Source organism: Gemmatimonas phototrophica (genome assembly GCF_000695095.2).
In the GTDB taxonomy this organism is placed as follows: Bacteria; Gemmatimonadota; Gemmatimonadetes; order Gemmatimonadales; family Gemmatimonadaceae; genus Gemmatimonas; species Gemmatimonas phototrophica.
In genome coordinates, this window is record NZ_CP011454.1 from 4,020,124 (window position 1) to 4,041,746 (window position 21,623).

Annotated in this window: 17 protein-coding genes; 11 read left to right on the forward strand and 6 right to left on the reverse strand. The window is 65.2% G+C overall.

Annotation, left to right across the window (positions count from 1 at the left end):
- Positions 1 to 6: 6 nt before the first annotated feature.
- Entirely contained in the window at positions 7 to 882 is an 876-nt protein-coding gene (locus GEMMAAP_RS16945; RefSeq protein ID WP_145979204.1) for a hypothetical protein, read from the reverse strand.
- 189 nt (positions 883 to 1,071) lie between these two features.
- Between GEMMAAP_RS16945 and GEMMAAP_RS16950 the strand changes: the two genes are divergently transcribed.
- Positions 1,072 to 2,418, forward strand: a complete 1,347-nt coding sequence (locus GEMMAAP_RS16950; protein WP_026848259.1) for an MSCRAMM family protein — start codon at positions 1,072 to 1,074, stop codon at positions 2,416 to 2,418.
- 9 nt (positions 2,419 to 2,427) lie between these two features.
- A complete protein-coding gene (locus GEMMAAP_RS16955; RefSeq protein WP_202969158.1) occupies positions 2,428 to 4,107 on the forward strand; it encodes an FAD-dependent oxidoreductase in 1,680 nt (559 codons plus the stop codon).
- Positions 4,108 to 4,125: 18 nt separating this feature from the next.
- Here the strand turns inward: GEMMAAP_RS16955 and GEMMAAP_RS16960 are convergent, their stop codons facing one another.
- A complete protein-coding gene (locus tag GEMMAAP_RS16960) occupies positions 4,126 to 4,620 on the reverse strand; it encodes a DinB family protein (RefSeq protein ID WP_026848257.1) in 495 nt (164 codons plus the stop codon).
- A gap of 8 nt (positions 4,621 to 4,628) precedes the next feature.
- Positions 4,629 to 5,948, reverse strand: a complete 1,320-nt coding sequence (locus GEMMAAP_RS16965; protein ID WP_026848256.1) for a CitMHS family transporter — start codon at positions 5,946 to 5,948, stop codon at positions 4,629 to 4,631.
- Positions 5,949 to 6,088: 140 nt separating this feature from the next.
- Here GEMMAAP_RS16965 and GEMMAAP_RS16970 point away from each other — a divergent pair, with 140 nt between their 5' ends.
- Together GEMMAAP_RS16970 and GEMMAAP_RS16975 are read left to right on the forward strand one after the other, a co-directional pair.
- Positions 6,089 to 7,246: an ABC transporter substrate-binding protein gene (locus GEMMAAP_RS16970; RefSeq protein ID WP_026848255.1), complete on the forward strand. Its 1,158-nt coding sequence runs from the start codon at positions 6,089 to 6,091 to the stop codon at positions 7,244 to 7,246.
- A gap of 23 nt (positions 7,247 to 7,269) precedes the next feature.
- Entirely contained in the window at positions 7,270 to 9,873 is a 2,604-nt protein-coding gene (locus GEMMAAP_RS16975; protein ID WP_158514910.1) for a response regulator, read from the forward strand.
- Positions 9,874 to 9,919: 46 nt separating this feature from the next.
- Here the strand turns inward: GEMMAAP_RS16975 and GEMMAAP_RS16980 are convergent, their stop codons facing one another.
- Both GEMMAAP_RS16980 and GEMMAAP_RS16985 read right to left on the reverse strand, forming a co-directional pair.
- Positions 9,920 to 10,870, reverse strand: coding sequence for an SGNH/GDSL hydrolase family protein (locus tag GEMMAAP_RS16980; RefSeq protein ID WP_145979205.1), 951 nt, complete (start codon positions 10,868 to 10,870; stop codon positions 9,920 to 9,922).
- A gap of 22 nt (positions 10,871 to 10,892) precedes the next feature.
- Positions 10,893 to 11,219 (reverse strand): nucleotide pyrophosphohydrolase, encoded by a 327-nt coding sequence (locus GEMMAAP_RS16985; RefSeq protein ID WP_026848252.1) that lies wholly within the window; start codon positions 11,217 to 11,219, stop codon positions 10,893 to 10,895.
- Between the two features lie 164 nt (positions 11,220 to 11,383).
- Here GEMMAAP_RS16985 and GEMMAAP_RS16990 point away from each other — a divergent pair, with 164 nt between their 5' ends.
- From GEMMAAP_RS16990 to GEMMAAP_RS17020, 5 genes are all read left to right on the forward strand, one after another.
- Positions 11,384 to 11,800: a TonB-dependent receptor plug domain-containing protein gene (locus tag GEMMAAP_RS16990; protein ID WP_145979206.1), complete on the forward strand. Its 417-nt coding sequence runs from the start codon at positions 11,384 to 11,386 to the stop codon at positions 11,798 to 11,800.
- 117 nt (positions 11,801 to 11,917) lie between these two features.
- Positions 11,918 to 12,844, forward strand: coding sequence for an SRPBCC domain-containing protein (locus GEMMAAP_RS20835; RefSeq protein WP_202969159.1), 927 nt, complete (start codon positions 11,918 to 11,920; stop codon positions 12,842 to 12,844).
- A gap of 40 nt (positions 12,845 to 12,884) precedes the next feature.
- Positions 12,885 to 14,753 carry an ABC transporter ATP-binding protein gene (locus tag GEMMAAP_RS17005; RefSeq protein WP_238588155.1) on the forward strand — a complete coding sequence of 623 codons (1,869 nt, stop codon included), beginning with the start codon at positions 12,885 to 12,887 and terminating at the stop codon, positions 14,751 to 14,753.
- Between the two features lie 2 nt (positions 14,754 to 14,755).
- On the forward strand, positions 14,756 to 15,775 hold the full coding sequence (locus GEMMAAP_RS20990) for a class I SAM-dependent methyltransferase (protein WP_075071555.1): 1,020 nt from the start codon (positions 14,756 to 14,758) through the stop codon (positions 15,773 to 15,775).
- 2,178 nt (positions 15,776 to 17,953) lie between these two features.
- Entirely contained in the window at positions 17,954 to 19,015 is a 1,062-nt protein-coding gene (locus GEMMAAP_RS17020) for a glycosyltransferase family 2 protein (protein WP_053333583.1), read from the forward strand.
- Positions 19,016 to 19,146: 131 nt separating this feature from the next.
- Here GEMMAAP_RS17020 and GEMMAAP_RS17025 read toward each other — a convergent pair whose 3' ends face one another.
- On the reverse strand, positions 19,147 to 20,121 hold the full coding sequence (locus tag GEMMAAP_RS17025; RefSeq protein WP_053333792.1) for a UDP-glucuronic acid decarboxylase family protein: 975 nt from the start codon (positions 20,119 to 20,121) through the stop codon (positions 19,147 to 19,149).
- A 146-nt stretch (positions 20,122 to 20,267) separates the two neighbouring features.
- On the opposite strand from GEMMAAP_RS17025, the gene GEMMAAP_RS17030 reads away from it, so the two are divergent.
- The gene (locus GEMMAAP_RS17030) at positions 20,268 to 20,849 is read left to right on the forward strand and encodes a phosphorylase family protein (RefSeq protein ID WP_026848248.1); all 582 of its coding nucleotides are present in this window, start codon (positions 20,268 to 20,270) and stop codon (positions 20,847 to 20,849) included.
- Complete coding sequence (locus tag GEMMAAP_RS17035; protein ID WP_043579630.1) at positions 20,842 to 21,621, forward strand: 1,4-dihydroxy-6-naphtoate synthase; 780 nt, start codon at positions 20,842 to 20,844, stop codon at positions 21,619 to 21,621. The genes GEMMAAP_RS17030 and GEMMAAP_RS17035 overlap by 8 nt, the downstream gene beginning before the upstream one ends.
- Positions 21,622 to 21,623 lie beyond the last annotated feature (2 nt).

The following is a 21,623-nucleotide window of genomic DNA, read 5'->3' on the forward strand; positions in this document are numbered from 1 at the left end:
GAGCGCTTAACGCCATACGTCGCGCAACAGCTCCGGCATCGCGTGGAGATGATCCACGTGGTCCGGTGCGCTGTTGCCGGCGTATCCCCGTACGACAAACGTGCCTCGGCGGGCCTCGCTGAGCTGCTGCATGCCACGCGGCCCCCACTTGAGGACCGGTTTTCGCAGCACACCGGTTTCGCGCAGAAGCCAATCCGCCGTTTCTGTCGTGCTGGCGTACGTGCCGGGGAAGATTTCCGAGTGGGAGATCAACATCCTGGCGTCGCCCGCGGCAGCGCGCCGGGCGTACGCCGTGAGCGCCACCAGATTGGCGCTATCCAATGCTCCGCCGTTGGCGAGCGTGGTACCCTCGGGCACGTACGACGTGTGCATGCCGTCCAGCAACAGCACCGCCGAGACCTGTGCGGCCAGCGCCGGCGTGCGCAGAATGCGTCGAATGGCGCCGTGCCCCGCCGAGAATCCCGACAGGGTGATGCGACGCCATTGCACCGGCTTTCCACGCTGCTGTGCCGCCGCCTGTGCGGCGCTGCTCAAGAGCTGTGCAAAGGCATCGGCCGCGGTAAACGTCCGGTCGTACACCGCGGAGCCACTGCCGAGATTGAGCACGAGCGCCGCCGTGCGGTTTCGTGTGGCCACGGCCTGGTGTACCAGCCATGGCGCGCCATGAAAGTGCACCACCAGATCGAGCGTGGCTGCCTCATCGCGGGGCAGGTACAGAGCGGCAGGAGACGCCGCCGCCCACAGGACCCGCACCGTATCTCCCGGAAGCGCCGCAGGGCTCAACCGTTCATGTCGGCGCGTAGACTCAGCCATCGGTGACGCCTGCTGTGGCGCCATAGGCGGCGCCACGGGCGGCGTTTGTGCCCCGAGGGAGGAAGCCATGGCAACCGCCAGCAGGACGCAGGCGGGGCAGCCCACCCGAATGGGACGAACGAGTCGTCTGACTAGCGCGGAGTACATGGCGTGGTAGCTTGGAGAGAATCTTCGCCGAGAGCAATGTCTATGCGTGCATCAAGCTATTCCGCCCTCCTGGCAGCCCTGTTGCCGCTTTCCGTGGCACCATCTGCGGTAATGGCTCAGCCAGTCGCGCCGTTCTCGACGGCGGCGGCGGAGCGCCCGAGCGCCCAAGGCATGCGCATCTCCGGCATGGTACACGACAGCACCACCGGCTTTCCATTGGTTCGCGCGGTGGTCCAGCTGGTGGACAACGCGGGCAGGACGGGCGGTCGCATGACCGTAACCGATGCGGACGGACGGTACTCGTTCAGCGATGTCCCCGCCGGTCGCTATCTGCTGGGGTTCCACCACCCAGTGCTCGACTCGCTGGGACTCGACCCGCTGGCGCGCGGTCTCGATGTGTCGCGTGACCTGTCAGATGTCTTGCTCAGCGTACCGTCGGCTGTGCGAATCCGCGAAGGCGTGTGTGGTGCACCAGCACCAGGAAATCCTGGCACGCTGATCATGGGGTTTGTGCGCGATGCCGAAACGCGTGCCCCGTTGGCGAATGCCACCGTGGCCGTGGAATGGCTGGAGTATGAGTTGGGCGGGCGGCGGATGGTGCCGCGCATTGCCCGCCGGGTCACCGCGACGGGGGCGAATGGCTGGTATGGCGTGTGCAACATCCCGAGCGACGGATTTGTCCAACTGGCGGCGCGCGCCGGTGAAGACAGCACAGCGTTGGTGGAAATTCCGATCGTGTCGGATGCGCTGTTGCGGCGCGAACTGTTTGTAGGACGTGCCGCCACCATGCCCATCACGGGAACGGTCCTGCGCGAAGGGAGTGGCCGACCGCTGGAGAACGCCACAGTGAGTGTGGTGCATGGGCCAACCACCCGCACCAACGCGAAGGGAGAGTTCGTCATCCCCGATGCGCCGGCGGGCACCCGCCTCCTCGAGGTGCGCGCCGTTGGATATTATCCGCAGCGCACGCCGCTCGATGTGGTGGAGAACGCACCAGCGGTTCTCGCCGAGATGCGCACGTTCAAGTCGGTGCTCGACACCGTCAAGGTGCTGGCCAACTACGAGCGCTACAGCACCCTGCAGGAAATGAAACAGCGCGCGCAGTCCGGTATTGGGCGCTTCTTTTCAGCCGAAACGATTGCGCGTCGGAATATCGTGGTGGTGTCGGAACTCATGTGGACGGTGCCCGGGGTGTATGTGGAGCGTGCCGGTGGTCCGGAGCAGGAGCTGTCCATGCGCGGATTGTTTTCACCGCGCTGTACTCCGTCCGTTTTCCTCAACGCGTTCCCGGTGCAGCTGGCCTTCAACGGCATCGCCCCCTTCTCCATTGGCGACATCGACGCGATGGTACGTCCGTCGGACCTGATGGGCGTGGAGATCTATGCCGCCGGACAAGTGCCGCCTGTTTTTGGCGCTGGCATGACGGGGTGCGGTGTCATCGCCTTCTGGACGAAGTAGACCGCGCGAGTGACGGATCGTCGCACGTTTCTGCGGAACGCCTCGGCGCTCCTGCCAGCGTTATGGGTGGCGCCGGCGTGCGTCCGGGGGCGCCTGACGCCGGCCGCGGAGTCCACTGCCGATCTGGTTATTGTTGGCGGAGGTCTTGGTGGCTGCGCCGCCGCACTGGCGGCCTTGCAGCGTGGCCTTCGCGTGATCATGACCGAGGAGACCGACTGGATTGGTGGCCAGCTCACACAGCAGGCGGTCCCCCCAGATGAGAACGCGTGGATTGAATCCATTGGCGGCACCCGGAGTTATCTCGCACTGCGGGACGCGATTCGGAGCTACTATCGCACGCAGACCCCACTGACGGCCGCCGCCCGCGCCAACCCGCGGCTCAACCCGGGGAACGGCTGGGTGTCGCGACTGTGTTGCGAGCCACGAGTCTCGCTGGGCGTATTGGAAGCGCAGTTCGCGCCCTATGTGGCATCGGGACAGCTCCGCCTTTTGCTTCAGCATGTGGCGCGTCAGGTGCAGGTGCAGGGTGATCGCATCCTTGGTGTGGAAGTGCGTTCACTGCTCGACGGAGAGCGTCGGTGGCTCACCGCCCCCTTCTACGCCGACGCCACGGAGCTGGGGGACCTGCTCCCCATGAGTGGCACGGAGTACGTGACTGGCGCGGAATCGCGGGCGATGACCGGCGAACCCCATGCCAAGGACGTGGCGGAGCCCGATAACGTGCAGGCCTTCACCGTGTGTTTTGCCATGGAGCATCGCGATGGTGAGGACCACGTGGGAGATCGCCCGGCGGCGTACGAGACATGGCGCAACACCATGGTGCAGGTGCCAGGTAGTGATACGCCAACCCGCTTGCTCAGCTTTGATGATCCGGGGTCGGCACGACTGGGCTTCAATCCCGTAGCACGTACCGGTTATTGGTCATACCGGCGGATCATTGACCGCACGCAGTTTGTTCCGGGAACGCACGCGAGCGATGTAACCATCGTGAACTGGGGGCAGAACGATTATTCCTTTGGCTCACTGATTGACGTGTCACCCCAGGAAGCAGCACAGCATGTGTCGCGCGCCAAAGAGCTGGGCGTCTCCCTGCTCTACTGGTTGCAAACGGAATGCCCGCGTCCCGACGGCGGCGCGGGCTGGCGTGGTTTGCGGCTGCGACATGATGTCATGGGGACGACCGACGGCTTCGCCAAGTACCCGTACATTCGGGAGAGCCGGCGGATCCGCGCGCGCTTCACCGTATGCGAGCAGCATGTGACCCTCGACGCGCGGCTTCGCGAGACCGGTGCCTCCCGCGAGGCCGTGACCGCGGCACCATTTGCCGACAGCGTTGGCATTGGGCACTACAGCATGGATCTGCATCTGACCACCCGCGGTGATCGCGGGCAGTACGGGGCAACGCTGCCGTTTCAGATTCCGCTGGGCGCCCTGCTTCCCGAGCGCATGGAGAATGTGCTCCCGGTATGCAAGAACATTGGGGTGACACACCTGACCAACGGCTGCTACCGGCTGCATCCGATTGAGTGGAACATTGGCGAAAGCGCCGGTCATCTGGTGGCGTACTGTCTGGCGCAGCGTACCACCCCACATGCCGTGCATGCGCAGGCCGCGCACATCGAAGCGTTGCAGCGCCAACTCATCACGGCCGGTGTGCCGTTGGCCTGGCCACATCCGCTCCCGAAGTAAGTCGGCGCGACTCCCGGGTTACCGGCGCAGTGCGCGGGCCATCAGCACGATCTGCCCGGCGTGATACACGTTATGCTGCACGACCCCATTGAGCATCACGATATACGTGACACCGGTACCCAGGGGCGCATCGTGCATCGCGCCCTGCCCTACATAATCCGAGAGTCTGGCGGCGGGAAACACCGAGAGGTCGGCATCGAGGGCAGTGGCCGTATGGGCAACGAGTTCGCGAACCGCGTTCCATTCCTCCGCTGTTGCCGTTGTTCCCTCCGGCCAATCGCCCCGCGTCGGCATCCCCGGTTCGGCGCCCGTGAGACGACGCTGTACTTCCTCCATCCAGGCCACCGCGTGCAGCGCGATATCGCGGATGCTATGCGCCCCGGGAATCGCAACCGCCGACGCATCGTGCGGACCAATCTCTGCGAGTGCCTCCAGCAGCGACGGGCCATGCCACGCGCCGCCAAAGACCGAGCGCGACAACTCGCCACGCAGCCAGGAGATGTGATCGTACATGGAGGTCCTCAGCGACGTCCGATGAGAGGGATGACCAGCAAGGCGAGGCCGGCGAGCAGGAGCACCAGCGTCGAGAGCAGCGCCCACTTGAGGGTAAAGCGCTGATGATCGTCAAAGTCCACACCCGCCAGGCCAACGAGGAGAAACGTGGACGGCACCAGAGGGCTGAGGAGATGCACCGGTTGCCCCACGAGCGACGCACGAGCAATCTCGGCCGCCGTGATGCCGTAGGCCTCACCGGCCTTCGCCAGAATGGGCAACACGCCAAAGTAGAACGCGTCGTTGGAAATGAAGAACGTGAACGGAACGCTGAGCACGCCCGTGACGATGGCCAGATACGGACCAAGCGCGGGCGGCACCAGCGCCACCACGCTGCTCGCCATCGCGTCCACCATTTTGGTGCCCGACAGGATGCCGGTGAAGATGCCCGCCGCAAAGATGAGCCCCACCACTGCCAGCACATTCCCCGCGTGGCGTGACAGCAGCGCTTTCTGCTGATCGATGCTGGGATAGTTCACCATGACCGCCACCGCAAAGCCCAGCATGAACAACACCGGCAGCGGCAGGAGCGCCCCGATCAAGGCGGCGAGCAACACGACGGTGAGCACCGCGTTGACCCACAAGCGGTCCGGCCGACGGTGCGCGGTGTCCTCATGGTACGTGGGGTTGGCCAACTCTTCCTGCAGTACTGCCTCACCCGCCACGGCGCTCGTCCCGGCCAGTCGGCGCCGCTCCGCCACTCCCAGTCGGTAGGCCGCAAACAGGACCCACGCCACACCGGCCGCCATCACGGGAACCATGGGAATGAACACGTCGCTCACGTCCACACTCAATGCACTGGCGGCGCGCGCGGTGGGTCCGCCCCAGGGCAGAATGTTCATGATCCCCGATGACAACATCGTCACGCAGGCCAGTATCAGCGGACGCATCCCAAGCGCGCGGTACAGCGGCAGCATGGCCGCCGTCGTAATCATGTAGGTGGTGGAGCCGTCACCGTCCAGCGACACCACCAGCGCCAGGACAGCCGTCCCCACCACGACCTTGACCGGGTCGCCGTGCACCAGCGACACCAGGCGCGACACAATGGGCGCAAACAGCCCCGCGTCAATCATGACGGCAAAGAACAGGATCGCGAACAGCAGCATCACCCCCGTGGGGGCGAGCTTCGTGATCCCCTGGATCATCATTTCACCCAGCGTAGACCCAAAGCCGGCGAGCAAGCCAATGGTGGTGGGGACCAGAATCAGTGCCGTCAGCGGTGAGAGCCGCTTGGTCATGATGAGGGTCATGAACACGATCACCATACCGTACGCCCAGAACGTCAGCATGGGACCCGCGCGGCGATTAGCATTCTCGTATCTGGAATGAGTCGGAAGGACATAGCAGGAACATGCGCCGCTTCGCGTCTTTCTGCATCGCGGAGCAATGATCGCATTGCCAACAATTCCTCCGCTCCCTATCGTCCCCCATGCTTCTTGCTCGCCGACGTTTTTCCTGCCCGTTCATTCTGCTCGCCGCGGCATGCGTTGGCTGCGAGTCGCCGCGGGACCCAGAGCTGCGCATCGGCCTCATTGGCGTCTTTGAGGGAACGGCCCGCACCTCTTCAGGAATGCCTGCGCGTCTGGGGGCCCGGATGGCGGTGGAGGAACTCAATGCCACCGGCGGCGTGGTGATTGGCGGGGTGAGTCATCGCATCACGTTGCTGGACCGGGAAACGGCGAATCGCCCGGATGCCGCTGCCGCCGCTGCGCGGGCGCTGATCAATCTGGACTCCGTCGACGTGCTGGTTGGCCCCCAGTTCAGCGGTCTCGCTCTTGCCGCGGGCGCGGTGGCTGAAGCGTCCCAGATTCCGCTGGTGGCGCCAATGGCCTCCAGCCCCGCCGTGACGGAGGGACGAAGCTACATCACGCGACTGGCGTTTCTCGACGCGGATCAGGGCAACGCGCTGGCCCGGTTCGCCTACGATTCGCTTGGGGTGCGACGCACCGGGGTGCTCTTCAATGCCGCCAGCCAGTACGGCCGGGGCATCATTGAGCTCTTTAGCCGAACCTTCACGGCGCTCGGCGGGCGCATGGTTGGGATTGAGACGTACAATGTGGATGATCCTGCCGACCAACGGGCGCAGATCATGCGCCTGCTGGCCGGAAACCCGGATGCCATTTTGCTCCCCAACTTTTCGGTGCGGGACTCCTCGCAGGTGCGCATTCTGCGCGGCGCCGGTTTCCGCGGACGACTGTTGGGCAGTGATGCCTGGGACGCCATTGCGTTGCGTGGGCGGGAGCAGGTGAACGGCAGCATCATCGTAGGCAATTGGGATGGCCGCAGTGATCGCGATGGCGTCCGGATGTTCCGTGACCATTGGGCGGCGTTGTATTTGGGAGAACGCCCGCGGGCCACCGGCGCCGCCACCTATGACGCCATCCGCCTGATTGCCCGGGCCGCTGAAAAGGCGCGCGCCAAGTCCGGGGTGTCGTTGGTGCGTGCGTTGCAAACCGGGGCGCCCTTCGACGGCGCCTTTGCGAGCTACCAGTTCAACGGCACCGGAAGCCCGATCCGCGGCGCCACGCTGCTCGAGATGAGTGGTGATTCACTGGTGTTTCGCGTGACGCTCGATCCGCGTCGTTGATGCCGGGCACGCGAAATGGGAGTTTGACCGCCAGACTGTCAGCGGCTGTCTTTGCGGTCAGCTTCGGCATTGCGGCATTGGGCGGGTGGGCGTCATACCGCACGGCGTCGGCCGCATTACGGGAGCGCGTCAGTCGACAACTGGAGACCGATGCCACCGAGGAGGCCCAAAGTGCCGCGCAGTGGCTTGCACAGCAGCAGTCACTGATGCAGTTGGAGGCGGCGCGGTGGTCCGAGAGCGACACCCCGCTCCCCACGGACATTGACCGCAACGCGTTTCGCCCCGCGCTGGCTCCTGTTCTGGATGTTGAGGAAGTCCAACAGATCCTCGTCCCGGGAGGACTCGTCGTTCGCTCCACCGATAGTACATCGTTGGGGCGCTATGCCGTGGAGGAAGAGTTCTATCTGGAAGGACGCCGAGGCACGTACATCCAGAAGATCTACCTGAGTGCCACGACCGGTCGGCCGCGACTCACCATTGCGGCCCCGATCCGGCGAAACGGCACCACGGTTGGACTCCTGGCGGGCCATCTCGATCTCACGCGCATGGAAGCGGTCGTGCGGCACCCGGTCAGTCTGTCGCTCCCCACCGATGCGTATCTGGTCAATCGGTTTGCCGAATTTGTATCGGCCCAACGATTCGGCCGAGATGGGGTGAGCCGCGGTGTGCATAGTCTGGCAATCGACCTCGCGCTCAAGGGCGGCACCGGCACGGGCATCTACGACGACTACGCCGGCCGCGCCGTACTGGGGGCATGGCGCTGGATTCCTGAACTGGAACTCGCGCTGGTCGTGGAGACGCCGCTGGCGGCGGCCTTGGCGCCAGCGCGGAAACTCCTCACCGAAACGCTGTTGTTGGGGCTCGTGGCCACGGCGTTGCTCGCGCTTGGCGTCACCGCCATCACGCGTCGATTTACGGCGCCGGTACTCAGCGTTGCCAATGCGGCGTCGAAAGTGGCCGCCGGGAACTTTGGTGTGCGTACGCCAGTCACGGGTGACGATGAGGTGGGACAACTCGCCGACGCCTTCAACGTCATGACGGAACAACTGGATTCATTGTACGGTCGCCTGGAGTCGCAGGTACAAGCCACACAGACCGCATTGGTGGAAGCGCAGAGCAGTCGTGCGTTGCTGCAAGACCTCGTGAACAACACGGCAACGCTCGTACTGGTGGTGGGATTGGATGATCGCATCCTGCTGGCCAATGCGCGTGTCGCGTTGCTGACGGGTGTGCCGGCCGGGGCCGCGTCGGAGCGGATGTTGCCTGACCTGTTCGGCGAGTCCACGTCTCTCATTGCGTCGCTGCTTGCACGTTCACGGGCAATGGATGGCGTGGTGGAACAGGAAGTGGAGCTGGAGTTGCTGGGTGGCACCCACGGCTGGCAGATGGTCGCGTTCCCCTTGCTCCGCGACGACGGTACTACCTACGCCACAGGGCTTATTGGCACAGACCTCACAGAGCGGGCCCGCGCGGAAGCCGAGCGACGCGCCCGGGATGCCTCGGTGCAACAGGCCCAGAAGTTGGAGAGTCTGGGCATCATGGCCGGCGGTATTGCCCACGACTTCAACAACATTCTCGGGGCGATCATCGGCAACGCCGATCTGGCACGCGAGACGGTGGCCGATGAGTCGGAGACGGCGCAGGCGCTCGATCGCATCACGGTGTCCAGTCGGCGGGCGTCCGAACTCACCCGCCAGATGCTGGCGTACGCAGGCCGGGCCAGCTTGCGACGGGAAGTCGTCGATGCGCGAGAGATCATCAGGGATATTCTGCCCATGGTGCAGGCGTCGCACTCCAAGAAAGTGGAGCTGGATGTAGCGGCCATGCCCGACGCGCTCTGGGTGGAGCTCGATCCGGCGCAGTTGTCTCAAGTGTTCCTCAACCTGCTCACCAACGCCGTCGAGGCCATCGGTGATCATCCGGGGCGTGTATCGGTACGCGCCGCAGCCTGCGAAGCGCCCGAGGCGCAGAACCTGGACACGACGGCGCCCCATGGATGGTGGCAGCTGAGTGTGGAAGACACCGGAACTGGAATTCCCGACGTCGTGCGCGCGCGGATCTTCGATCCGTTCTTCACCACCAAGTCATCGGGGCGCGGACTGGGGCTCAGCGCGGTACGCGGCATTATCGGTACGCTCGACGGCGTCCTGGCCTTGGCCCATACCGGCGCCGACGGCACCCGCTTCGACATTTTTCTGCGCCAGGCCGCGGCGCCCGCGACGGCGGAAGGCCGTCACTCGGCCCCCCCGCGTACTGCACTGTCCGGCACCCTGCTGGTGGTGGATGACGAAGCGCCCATTCGCGAGGTGGCCGCTCGGGTAGCCCGACGCATGGGGCTCAGTGTGGTGGAGGCAGAGAATGGGGCGCAGGGGCTGGAGCAGTTCCGTCGCCATGCGGCCAAGGTGTCTGTCGTGTTGCTCGACCTCACCATGCCGGGCATGGGCGGCGCGGAGGTCCTGGCCACACTGCGCACCTCGCATCCGACATTGCCCGTCATCATTGTCAGTGGTTACGATCGGGATGACGCGCTGACGCAGATTAGCGATGATCCCGCAACCCGTTTCCTCGCCAAACCGTTTGGCGTTGGCACGCTGCGGGATCAGATCATTGAAATGATGCAACGGTAGCGGCAGACGAGCGGGAGGCCGTGGAGCCGCTCGCCTGGCACACGGTTCAGCGTCCCAGGGCAGCCAACGCGCGCTGCGACACGATTTTGCCCGCGGCTTCTGTGGGATGGAAATCATCCCAGAAGAGATACGTGGCCGGTGCACTGCACAGCGCGGCGGGTGACCGGGACAGGCACGCCGCGGATACATTGGTGAATCCGAACGACGACGGATTGGCCACAACTTGCGCCGTCAGCGCCCCTTGATCCACCAGATAAATCGTGAGCCCCGGTGATGCGGTGCGCAACGCGGGCAACTGCGCCGAGAGCGCCGCGTTGAACTGCAATGACAGCGCCGTGGCCGTTGAGGCGGCAAGCAGCCCCTGAGCCGCGACCAGCGGGGTGCGGCCGATGTCTGTGCTGTTGAGCAGCAGAATGTGACGGGCGCCAGCCGCGTACAGCTTGCTCACCATGGTGGCCACGTTGGTCACCGCGCCCGCAATGACCGTAGCGGGCGCCTGCGGATTGGTGCGTCCCAGCAGCAGACCGTCCACGATGTCGTTCCCCACCGTGGCCGCATTGATCACGTAGAGCGTGATATCGCGGTACTTCGTGTCGCCGTTCTCCGCATAGAGATCCACCTGCTGGATCATGTTGGGGGCGGCCTGTGTGGTGCCCGTAATGGGGCCGGTGCGGGCGCTGGCGAACGCGTAGTTGGTCCCACCGCCGCGCGCCGGCGCTACGCGGGCGTTCAGCGCCGTGGCCATTTGCTCCACCCAGAGCGGCCCATTTGAGTAGCGGGCATTTGCGTACGGGAACGGTGGGCACGCCGTGGGCAGGGTATTGCACGCGTTGCCCGTGTCATCAAGACTCGCGCCGAACACCACCACGGTTTCAAACAGCTCGGGTGCCGGTGGTTCGGTGCTGCTGTCACCACACGACACCAACAGCGCCGCCGCGGCCGCAGAGAGCAGCGTGCGGGCGAGTCGGAACGGCAACGAAGAAACAGGAGCAGGCATTGAACAGATCCAGCGTGGAGGGTCAGGGCAGCGAAGGCTTGCGGGTCCAGCGATTGGCGTCGCGCGTCTCCACCTTCGTCATCATGCGGGCAAACGCCTCGTCGAGATTGATCCCTTCGCGATTGGCCATGCAAATCAGCACGAACATGATGTCCGCCATTTCCATGGCCAAATCGGCGTCAGGCTCATCGGCTTTCTTGGTTTTCTGGCCGAACCGATGATTCACTTCGCGCGCGAACTCACCGACCTCTTCCGTGAGTCGGGCAAGATTCGTGAGCGGATGGAAGTAACCTTCTTCGAACTGGCTGATCCAGCGGTCCACCCGCTGCTGATAATCGGTCAGAGGCATGCGACCTATGCTAGTCAAGTCTGGCAACGGACAACAGCGTGTCAATCTGCCACCCTCCCGCCGTCGGCCCCGGCACACTGGCGAATCCTCTGTCGTCGCCGCCAATTGCGGGGGCACCACGTCACCTGATCGCTGCGCCCCACCTCTGCTGGAGCAAGTGCCTCATGTCCCGTACTCCTGTGCTGCTGCTCGTACTCGTGCTCAGCGGCTGTGCCAGCGGCGGCGGTTCGGCAGGGACGTCCGCCACCGCCTCCATGACGGCGGCGGCTGGCCCCCGCGGCAGCGCCAATGTGATTGTGGCGGCCGAGATTCCCGGCACGGGGGCGCAGAACGCGCTGGAGGTCATTCAGCAATTGCGCCCATCCATGCTACGCACCCGAAACGGTTCTACGGGCGAGGGTGCGACCGGCACCAACATCGTGATTTACGTAGACGGCGTGCGGGCCGGAGAACGAATGACACTCACCGCCGTCCCCGCCGCCAATATCCGGGAGATCCGCTTTCTCAGCGCGTCCGATGCCACGACCCGTTTTGGCACGGGTCACCCGGTGGGCGCCATTCTGGTGGCCACCAAGCGATAGCGCATGGCCACGGCACCTGCTCCTGCCGTAGTCCCGCGAGGGCGTCGTACATGGGGACAGCACTAAGCACGCCAAGGAGCAGGACAGTGCTCCGCATACACTCTTTCCGTTCTCCTCATGCCTCCGTTGTCGCTGACCTGTGAGTGTCTCCTGCCCCACCCCACGTCCCGCGTGTACCTCGCGTGGACGACCGGCTGGGGCTTGTGGTTTGCCGAGGCGGAGAGTGTCCGCCTGTCACTGCAGGTCGGAGCGCCATTCTTTTTCGAGGTGGTGGAGCCGGCAGCCGAGCCAACCGCACCCACGCGCCATCCGCATTACGGCCGCTTTCTGGCGCTCGAGTCGGAGCGACTGATGCAGTGCACCTGGGTAACCGGAACTCTGGGCACGGAAGGAGCGGAGACGGTGCTCACGGTGCGTCTGGCGCGCGAGGATGACGGTCGTACGCGCTGTACCCTCACCCACGAAGGGTTCAGCTCCGTCGCCGCCCGCGATCGCCACGCCGTGGGGTGGCCCCTGGTGCTGGACGCACTGGGCCAGCGGCTGACGGAGCGGTTGGCGGACCAGTGGGCGGCGGTCGAACGCACCACGGCCGCACCGCTGACGCGCAACCGATCCATGCCCGACGCGACACTGATCCCGACCCGCAGCTACCCGGACGTTGAAGCGGCGGCGCACTGGCTACGCGAGGTCCTGGGGTGCGAGGAGCGGCTGCGGGTCCCCGGCGAACGGGTGCAGTTGACGGTGGGGAATGGCGCGGTGGTGGTGGCCGCGTGGGACCCGGCAAGCGCGCCCGCCACCGGTGGTCGGCCGCCGGCCACATTGCTCATCCGTGTCGCCAACGTTGATGATGTGTACGCCCGCGCCCTCGCGTCGGGGGCCAGCGGGCTCTCAGCGCCGACCGACTACCCCTTCGGAGAGCGTCAGGCCACCGTGCGGGATCCTGCTGGTCACGCCTGGACCCTCTCGCACACGGTGGCCGATGTAGATCCGTTCACCTGGGGTGGTACGCTCGTGGACCCACGCGCAGCGGCCGTTCGCCTGTAGATGGTGGTGCCAGCTGTGCGGGTTGCCCATCTTTGCTGGAATGTCTTCACCCTTCCGGATGATCCCGCGCGGCGACCGCAACCTGAATGCGGAAGATCTGCTCGACGCCCCGCAGCCTGGCGCCGGCACCGGGACCATGCGTACCGTGGCGTGGGGTGAAGCGGCGGCACTCTTCCGGCAATACCGCACCGTCTTGCTGGGGGGCATTGCCCTCACGCTTGTTGGCCGGCTGGCTGGTCTGGTCCTTCCCGCGTCCTCGCGGTGGTTCATTGATCACGTGCTGGTGGAGCGTCGCACAGAACTGCTGATCCCACTCGCACTGACGGTGCTTGGCGCCACGGCGGTGCAGGCGCTCAGCGCTTTTCTGGTTGGCCAATGGCTTGGGGTCACCGCCCAACGGGTGGTGAGTGACTGGCGCCGTCGTCTGGCCGCCCATGTCTTGCGATTGCCCACCACGTATTTCGAGTCGGTGCAGACCGGCGCCCTGACATCGCGCATCCTCTCCGATCCGGACGGAATCCGGAATCTCATTGGGTCGGGTTTTGTGCAGCTGGTGGGCAACCTCATCACCAGCCTCGCGGCATTTGGTGTGCTGATGTGGCTGGATTGGCGCATGACGCTCGTGATGCTGCTGTTCATGGCGCTCATCGGGGCCGGCGTGGCGTATGCCTTTGCTCAGCTGCGTCCGGTGAACCGGGCGCGCAGTGTGGCGTTTGCCAAACTGGCCGGACGGTTGGGCGAAGCGCTGGGCGGGATTCGCGTGGTCAAGACGTACGTGGCCGAACGGCGCGAAGACGTGGTATTCACGCGCGGCGCTCACGCCATCCTGCGGCTGGTGGCACGTACCGTGACGGGGTGGTCGCTAGTGAGTTCGTTGACCACGCTGGCCGTCGGGGGGATCAGTGCCACCCTCATCGTGTTTGGGGGGCGTGCGGTGCTCGCGGGGTCACTCACCGTGGGTGAACTCGCGATGTACGCGCTGTTCACCGGACTGGCCGCCGCGCCGCTCATTCAGGTGGCCCAGATCGGCACACAGCTGTCCGACGCCATTGCGGGGTTGGAACGGGCACGGGAGCTTCTCGATCAGCCCACGGAGGACCAGCTGGCCACCGGACAGGCAGCCGTTCCTCCGCTCACGGGGCATGTGCGAATGGAGCACGTGAGCTTCGCGTACCAGCCGGGCGTTCCGGTGTTGCGTGATATCAGCTTCGACGCGCCCGCCGGCAGCACCACCGCGCTCGTCGGAGCCAGCGGGTCCGGCAAGAGTACACTCCTGGGGCTGCTGGCCACGTTTCATCAGCCGGCATCGGGGCGCATCGTGGTCGATGGGCTCGATCTCTCCACGCTGTCGCAGCGCGGCTTCCGATCGCAGGTGGGCATTGTGTTGCAGGACACCGTGCTTTTCGACGATACGATTCGCGAGAACATCCGCTTCGCACGTCCTGGCGCCTCGAACGATGATGTCGATCGCGTGGCCGCGCTGGCCCATTGCGATGAGTTCATCACGCGGTTGCCCAACGGCTTTGACACCGTGGTTGGTGAGCGTGGCGTGAAGCTCTCCGGTGGCCAGCGTCAACGCGTGGCCATTGCGCGCGCGCTGCTGGCGGACCCCGCCATTCTGCTGCTCGACGAAGCCACCTCCAGCCTCGACAGCGAAAGCGAAGCCCGCATTCAGGCCGGGCTGGAACGGCTCCGAGCCGGGCGTACCACCTTTGTCATTGCACACCGACTCAGCACCATCGTGGGCGCCGATCAGATTCTGGTGCTCGAACACGGCGCCATCATTGAGCGCGGCGCACACGACACCTTGTTGGCCCAACAAGGGAGATATGCGCAACTCTACGCGCAGCAGCAGCGCGTGGTGCGGGAGCGGTTCGTCAATCCTGGCGAAGAGCTGGCCGCCCTGTGAGCATGCAGGAGCCGTCTTCGCAGCAGCAGGCGTATTGGGATGGCATTGCCGATCACTTTGGCACCGACCGGCAGTCGTCCACCTGGCGCGCGTACATGCAGCAGTGCTACACCGCACTGGCCGACCGCTGGTTTACCGGCACACCCGAGGGGCTGACGCTCAAGACCGACCTGTTCGAAGAGGCGGTCACGCCACTGCACCTGTTCGGGGCGCTGGGGCAGAACGCCGTCGGCATGGACCTCTCGTTGGCCGTCGTGCGGGCCGCCTCCGAGCGCCTGCGCCGCGAACGAAACACGACGCATGCCCCCCCGCTCGCCGTATCAGACCTGCGGACGTTGCCGTTCGCGAATCACAGCGTTGCCCGCATTTTGTCCGGGTCCTCACTCGACCATTTCGAGCGGCATCACGATATCGCCGTCGCCTTGGCCGAACTGGTGCGCTGTCTGCGTCCCGGTGGTTGTCTGGTGGTCACCTTCGACAATCCGCACAACCCACTGGTGTGGCTCCGCAATGCGCTTCCGTTTTCGTGGCTCACGCGCATTGGGCTGGTGCCGTATTTCGTGGGGGCCACCTACAGCCGCGCGGATGCTCGACAGACACTCACCGCGCTGGGGCTGGAGGTCACGCACGTGGGCAGCATGGGGCACGTGCCGCGCGCGCCGGCCATCTGGGCCAGCGATTGGTACGCGCGACGGAGCAACAGTGTGTCTCCGCTGCTGCTTCGTCTGTTCGGATGGTGGGACCGGTGGCTCAACGATACCCCGCTGCAGTTCCGCAGCGGCTACTATCTCGCGGTGCGGGCCATCAAGCCACTCGACGCAGCCACCACTGTGCCGGTGCGTCCATCCGATCTTTCAGCAGCGCCACCGCCACCACCACCACAAGGCCAAGCAGCAGCAGGGGAAGCTTGGCCGGATGGGCGCGATAGCGTGCCGCAATCCGGTGGGCGCCAGGTGCAACATCCACCGCCAGAAAGCCGGGAGACACCATATACGGCTGCACCGCGGCGCCATCCACCGTGACCTCCCACTGCGGGTGGTACGACATCTTGAGCGCGACAGCCAGCGTGTCACCGGAAGGCGCAGCACACCCGACGTCCACCATCACCGACTGACTGGTGACCTCTTCCCGCACCGTGCGGGGATTGCCGGGACAGAGTGCGCGGGGCACGTGAGGCGCCAACGGCACACGATAGTCCCAACGGGTCACCAGGTGCGACGCCGCACCGCCGGCGCGCACCCAGGCGTCGTGTGCGAAATACAGCGTATCCTGACGATTGGTCGCTCGCCGGGCGTTCACGCCCACATACTGTGCCACTCCCGACGTGGGCACCGCATACAGCGCGTAGTCGCCCGCCTTGAGTACCGGCTGCAGAAATGACGGCACCACGCGATCGCTGCCAATGACCACCGTGCGCACGTCAAAGAGATCGTACATCGCCGGATTGCCAGCCGGGATCTCCTTGATCAGACCAGATGACAGGGCGAGCCCCTGCATGGGATTTCCCACCGTGGACACGCCACGCGCATTGAGCAGATCCGAAACGCACAAGCCGGGGCCCACTCGCATGGGGCAGCTGCGTGTGGTCACAGGCCCGGCGTAAACACGTCCCCCCGAGGTCGCCTCCACCCGCGCCAGCACCTCGGCGAGTCCCGGTGCCGCCGCCAGTGCCGCCCGCGATTCCTCCACGACATCTCGCTGGTCGCGGTAATAGCCCCAGCGCTCCACTAATGCCGGGGTAAGCAGCAGCCCAAACGCCAACAGGCCAACCACGGCGCCCGTTGTCCCGCGCAGGGTCGGCACCCGCGCCATGAGACGCCACAGCGCATCGGCCCCGAGGCCCATGACCAGCACGGACAGCACGCCAATGGCACTCAGAAAGCGATAGCTCACAAAGCCGTTGTGCGCCGGCAGCAAACGTCCCAAAACGGTCGCGTCGGGGCGAACCAGGTACAGGGCGACACAGACCAGCAGCCCCACGGCCGCAAAACGGGAGCGCGCGTCCCGTGAGATAGCGGCCGCAACAACGCCGGCAGCGACCAGGAACGTCAGAACTGGTAGGCGCCCCAGATCGTACATGCCCCCGCTCAATGTCTGCTCCGTGACGCGCCACGATGGCGTTCCACTGAGCTTCACCCAGGGCATGGTGCTCAACCACGCCTTGCTGGAGAGCACAAAGGGAATGAGCATGTACGACGCGAGCACGCCGGCAACCATCCCTACGACGGCCAGCCGCACCAGTCGCGGGCCCCATGTCCGCGGATGATCGCCGAGCAGCCAGAGCAGCACACTCAAGACGGCGATGATCACCCCGAACAGCAGATGCGAGAGGACGAGCGCCGCCAGGGACAGCGCCGCCGCCGCGTAGCCGCGTCCCTCACGCAACGTCACGGTGAGTGTGGCGAGCGTGATGAAGGTGAGATGAATGGCCACCAACTGCGAAAACAGGCCGTAGCCACGCGAGACATAGCTGTTGTACTCAAGCCCCATGCGATTGTCGGCCACGAACAGCATGGAGGCGGCCCCGCCAATAGCACTCGCCACCAGCGAAAAGCCCATGCGGCGCATGGACCAGAGCACGGTGAGCGGCATCCCTACCAGCAGCAGGTAGCGGAAGCCATGGAACAGGGTCTCAACAGACACAATGCCAAAGCAGGCGCGATGAACAAGCGCGAGCAACAGGTGCGGCAGGTGCTGGTAATACAGGAACTGCGGAAAGCCGAGCTCCAGCTGCGGAATCCAGAAATCCAGCGGATTGCTCCCGGCAGCCAGCGCGTCGCTGGCCCCACGCACCATCAGCAGATGAAACATGCTGTCGTTGCGGGTAGGCACATCGGTGGCCAGCTCCGGCACCAGCGCGACCGCGTGCACCAGCATGACCATCCCCACCAGCACCATGGGCCACCACGTGGCAAACCACGTGGGTGTTGCGGCAGTCGTCGTGCCGCGCCCGGTCTCGGGGCGTTCCACGGAAGCGCTCTGAGGAGCAGTTGTCTGGCGGCGCGGTCGTGCCATATCGGATATCGAGGTGGCGAGACGCCGAGGAACGGGCCAATGGCGGCGACGCCAATCATGGCTGCCCCATGCACAGTGGACGCTCCCGAGGATAGCTTCCCCAAGTTCCAGTTTCCAGTCCGTTCCGTAGACGACCCCTGCTGCGTGCCCTGCCTGCGACCCCACGCCTTATCGAACCACCACCTGTGACGGCTGCCCTGCCGCTGGTATCCGTCGTGATGCCGGCTTATCGGTGCGCCGGTCAGTTGCGTGAAAGCATGGCTGGATTGCTGGCCAGCCCACTGCCTCGCGAGCAGTGGGAGTTCATCGTGGCCGACGATGGCAGCCTCGACGATACCGGAGCCACCGCAGCGCTCGTGGCCGACCGGGTGGTCCGCGTAGACGACGGCCCGCGGGGACCGGCCCATGCGCGCAACATGGGGGCACGCGTGGCCCGCGGTGCCATTCTCCTGTTTGTCGATGCGGACGTGGTGGTGCATCCCGACGTCCTACCCATGGTCGTGGCCCATTTTCAGCGCGACCCGACCCTCGGCGCCGTCTTCGGCAGCTATGACGATCAGCCGTCGGCCAGTGGCCTTGTGTCACAGTACCGCAACCTGCTGCACCGACGGGTGCACCTCGCGCACGCGGGAGCGTCACAGACGTTCTGGGCGGGGTGTGGTGCCGTTCGTCGTGACGCGTTCATGGCGGTGAGCGGATTCGATGCCGCACGCTTTCCCCGTCCGCAAATTGAAGACATCGACCTCGGCTATCGGCTGCATGATGCCGGCGAACGCATTCTGCTCGACCCGACGCTGCTTGGTACGCATCTCAAGCGCTGGACGCTCCGGGGTATGTTGCGTACCGATCTCCGCGATCGGGCTATTCCGTGGATGCACCTATTGCTCGAACGGCGCACGGCCCTGCACGCCGGTCCGCTGAATACCAACCGGCGCGAACAGCTGCTGACGGTGCTCATGGCGTTATGCCTCGTGCTCTTCTCCGCTGCGATGATCTCGCACTCCGGAGCGCTGCTCACGCTCGGCCTGGCGGCGCTGGCCCTCGTGCTGCTAGGCAACGCCGCCTTGTTCCGCTGGTTCGCGCAGGTGCGCGGCGTGCCCTTTGCGCTGGCGACCGTCCCGTTGCGGTTGCTGTTCTACATGGTCAGCGCCGCCGGCGCGTCCTGGGCTATCGTGACCCAGCCGTGGCAGCCGTCGCGTCATCCGCGCACATCACTGACGCTCGACGGATCGGTCGCGTCGCCCTGATTAGTAAGGCCGCAGTCCACCGTGCCGTTAAGAGGCAGCATGGCCACGCCACGGATTGGGGGAATGGGACTGACAACACGGATTGGCTAACCGCGGGACACGCAGGAGCGTTCAGGACACGAACGCCTGGGCTAGCGCACGTCGCGGACGGCGGGAGGCACCGGCTGCTCCAGCAACTCGGCAAAATAGCGAATGGTGTGCCGCAAACCGTCGTGCAACGACACCGTGGGCGTCCACCCCAGAAGCTGCCTGGCTTTGGTGATATCCGGGCAGCGCTGTCGCGGGTCGTCTTCCGGGAGCGGTCGATACGTGATCGTGGAGCGTGAACCGGTGAGCTCGAGCACCAGCTCGGCCAGTTCACGAATAGTGCTCTCGGTCGGGTTGCCGATGTTGATCGGACCGGTCACGTCATCGGTGGTGTCCATGAGCCGCAGCAACCCGTCAATCAGGTCGCTCACAAAGCAGAAGGAGCGCGTCTGTGAGCCATCACCCTGAATGGTGATCGCTTCGCCACGCAGTGCCTGCACCACGAAGTTGGACACGACACGCCCATCGTTGGGGTGCATGCGCGGGCCGTACGTATTGAAGATGCGCGCGACCTTGATGGGCAGCTGATACTGGCGACGATAGTCGAAGAAGAGCGTTTCGGCGCAGCGCTTGCCCTCGTCGTAGCAGGAGCGGATCCCCACCGGATTCACATTGCCCCAGTACTCTTCAGCCTGCGGGTGCACGATGGGATCGCCGTATACTTCCGACGTGGACGCCTGCAGAATGCGGGCGCCGCGACGTTGTGCGAGATCGAGCATGTTGATGGCCCCGTGCACACTGGTGCGCGTGGTTTGCACGGGGTCCTTCTGGTAATGCACCGGCGACGCCGGGCAGGCCAGGTTGAAGATGCGATCGACCTCCACCACCAGCGGCATGGTGACGTCGTGCCGCATGAGCTCAAAACGCGGATTGGCGAGCAGGTGCTCGACGTTGGGGCGCGTCCCGGTGTAGAAGTTGTCCACGCACAGCACTTCGTGCCCGGCATCCAGCAGACGGTCACATAAATGTGAACCGAGGAACCCGGCGCCTCCCGTCACGAGGACACGCTGGGAGGTCAGAACGCTCTTGGGCATGGCTTGGGGAAATGCGGGGCACACAGTGGCGGATAGTGGCACAAGATACCCGGCCCGGAGGGCGCAGGACAGCCAATCACGCCATCAATCTCATCCTGCCAGCGAGGGGTGTCGCGCTTTACACTTCACACATGGATCCCGCCCCTCGTATTCTGGTTCTGGCAGCTACGGATCGTGAACTGGCCCCGCCTCAGGGATGGCTCGCCGCGTTGTGCGGGGTAGGTCCCGTGGAGGCCGCGGTTTCGGCTGCACTCGCCATTGCTGAGCACCGCCCCGACGTGGTAGTTCAGGTGGGTATTGCCGGTGCGCGTCGCAGTGCGAACCTCGCCCCCGGCACGCTCGTGATTGGGAGCGACGCGCTGTATTGCGACCTGGCCGATCTGCCGGCCGCCTGGGCGACCGCTTCCATTGCGACCAACCCTGTCCTCGTGGAGGCGCTGCAGCGCCAGTTCCCCGGCGCCGTTACGCACCCCATTGGCACCAGCGGACACGTCGGCGGCACCAGTGCGTGCGATGTTGAGGCCATGGAGGGATTCGGTGTGTTGCGCGCCGCCCAGCGAGCCAACATTCCGGCTATTGAGGTACGCGCCATCTCCAACGAAATCGAAGAACCGGATCGTGCGCGCTGGCACTTTCAGACGGCCTTCCACGCCATCACGTCGGCCACGCCCATGCTCGTGAAGGCGCTGCAGGAGGCGTTCCATCGTGCGTGAGCTGACTTTCGGCTATTCGCCGTGCCCCAACGATACCTTTGCCTTTCATGCGCTCACGCATGGCCTGGTGGATACGTCACTCACCATTCGTCCGGTGCTGCTCGATATCGAAGAGCTCAATCGGCGGGCACATGATGGCGCGTTCGATCTCACGAAACTCAGTGTGGGAGCCTTCGCCGCTGTTGGCGATCGGTATTCGCTGCTGCGCAGTGGCGCCGCCCTGGGCAACGGCGTGGGACCCTTGGTTGTTACACGCACGCCAGTGAGCTTCGACCTCGCCGTCAGCGGCCGCCTAGCCATACCGGGGCGTGAAACCACCGCCTACCGGTTGTTGCGACTGGCCGCCCCGACGCTAGGCGAGGTGGTGGAATTGCGCTACGATCGGATTCTGCGGGCGGTTGCCGATGGCGAGGTGGACGCCGGGCTCATCATTCACGAGAGCCGTTTTACCTACGCTGAGCACGGCCTGCACAAGGCCATCGATCTGGGCGACTGGTGGGAGCAGACCACGCAGTTGCCGGTGCCGTTGGCGGGCATCTGCGCCCGCGCGGAGCTGGCCGCGCCGGTTCGTGCGGAAGCCGAGCGCGCCATCAGGGCATCGGTGCAATACGCCTTCGACCATCCGGAGGCGAGTCGCGCGTATGTCCGCGAGCATGCCCAGGAGATGTCGGCCGAGGTGTGCGCACAGCACATTGCGCTGTACGTCAACGAACACAGTCTGGACATTGGCAACGACGGGCTCGCGGCGATTCAGCGACTGGTGAACGCCTAAGC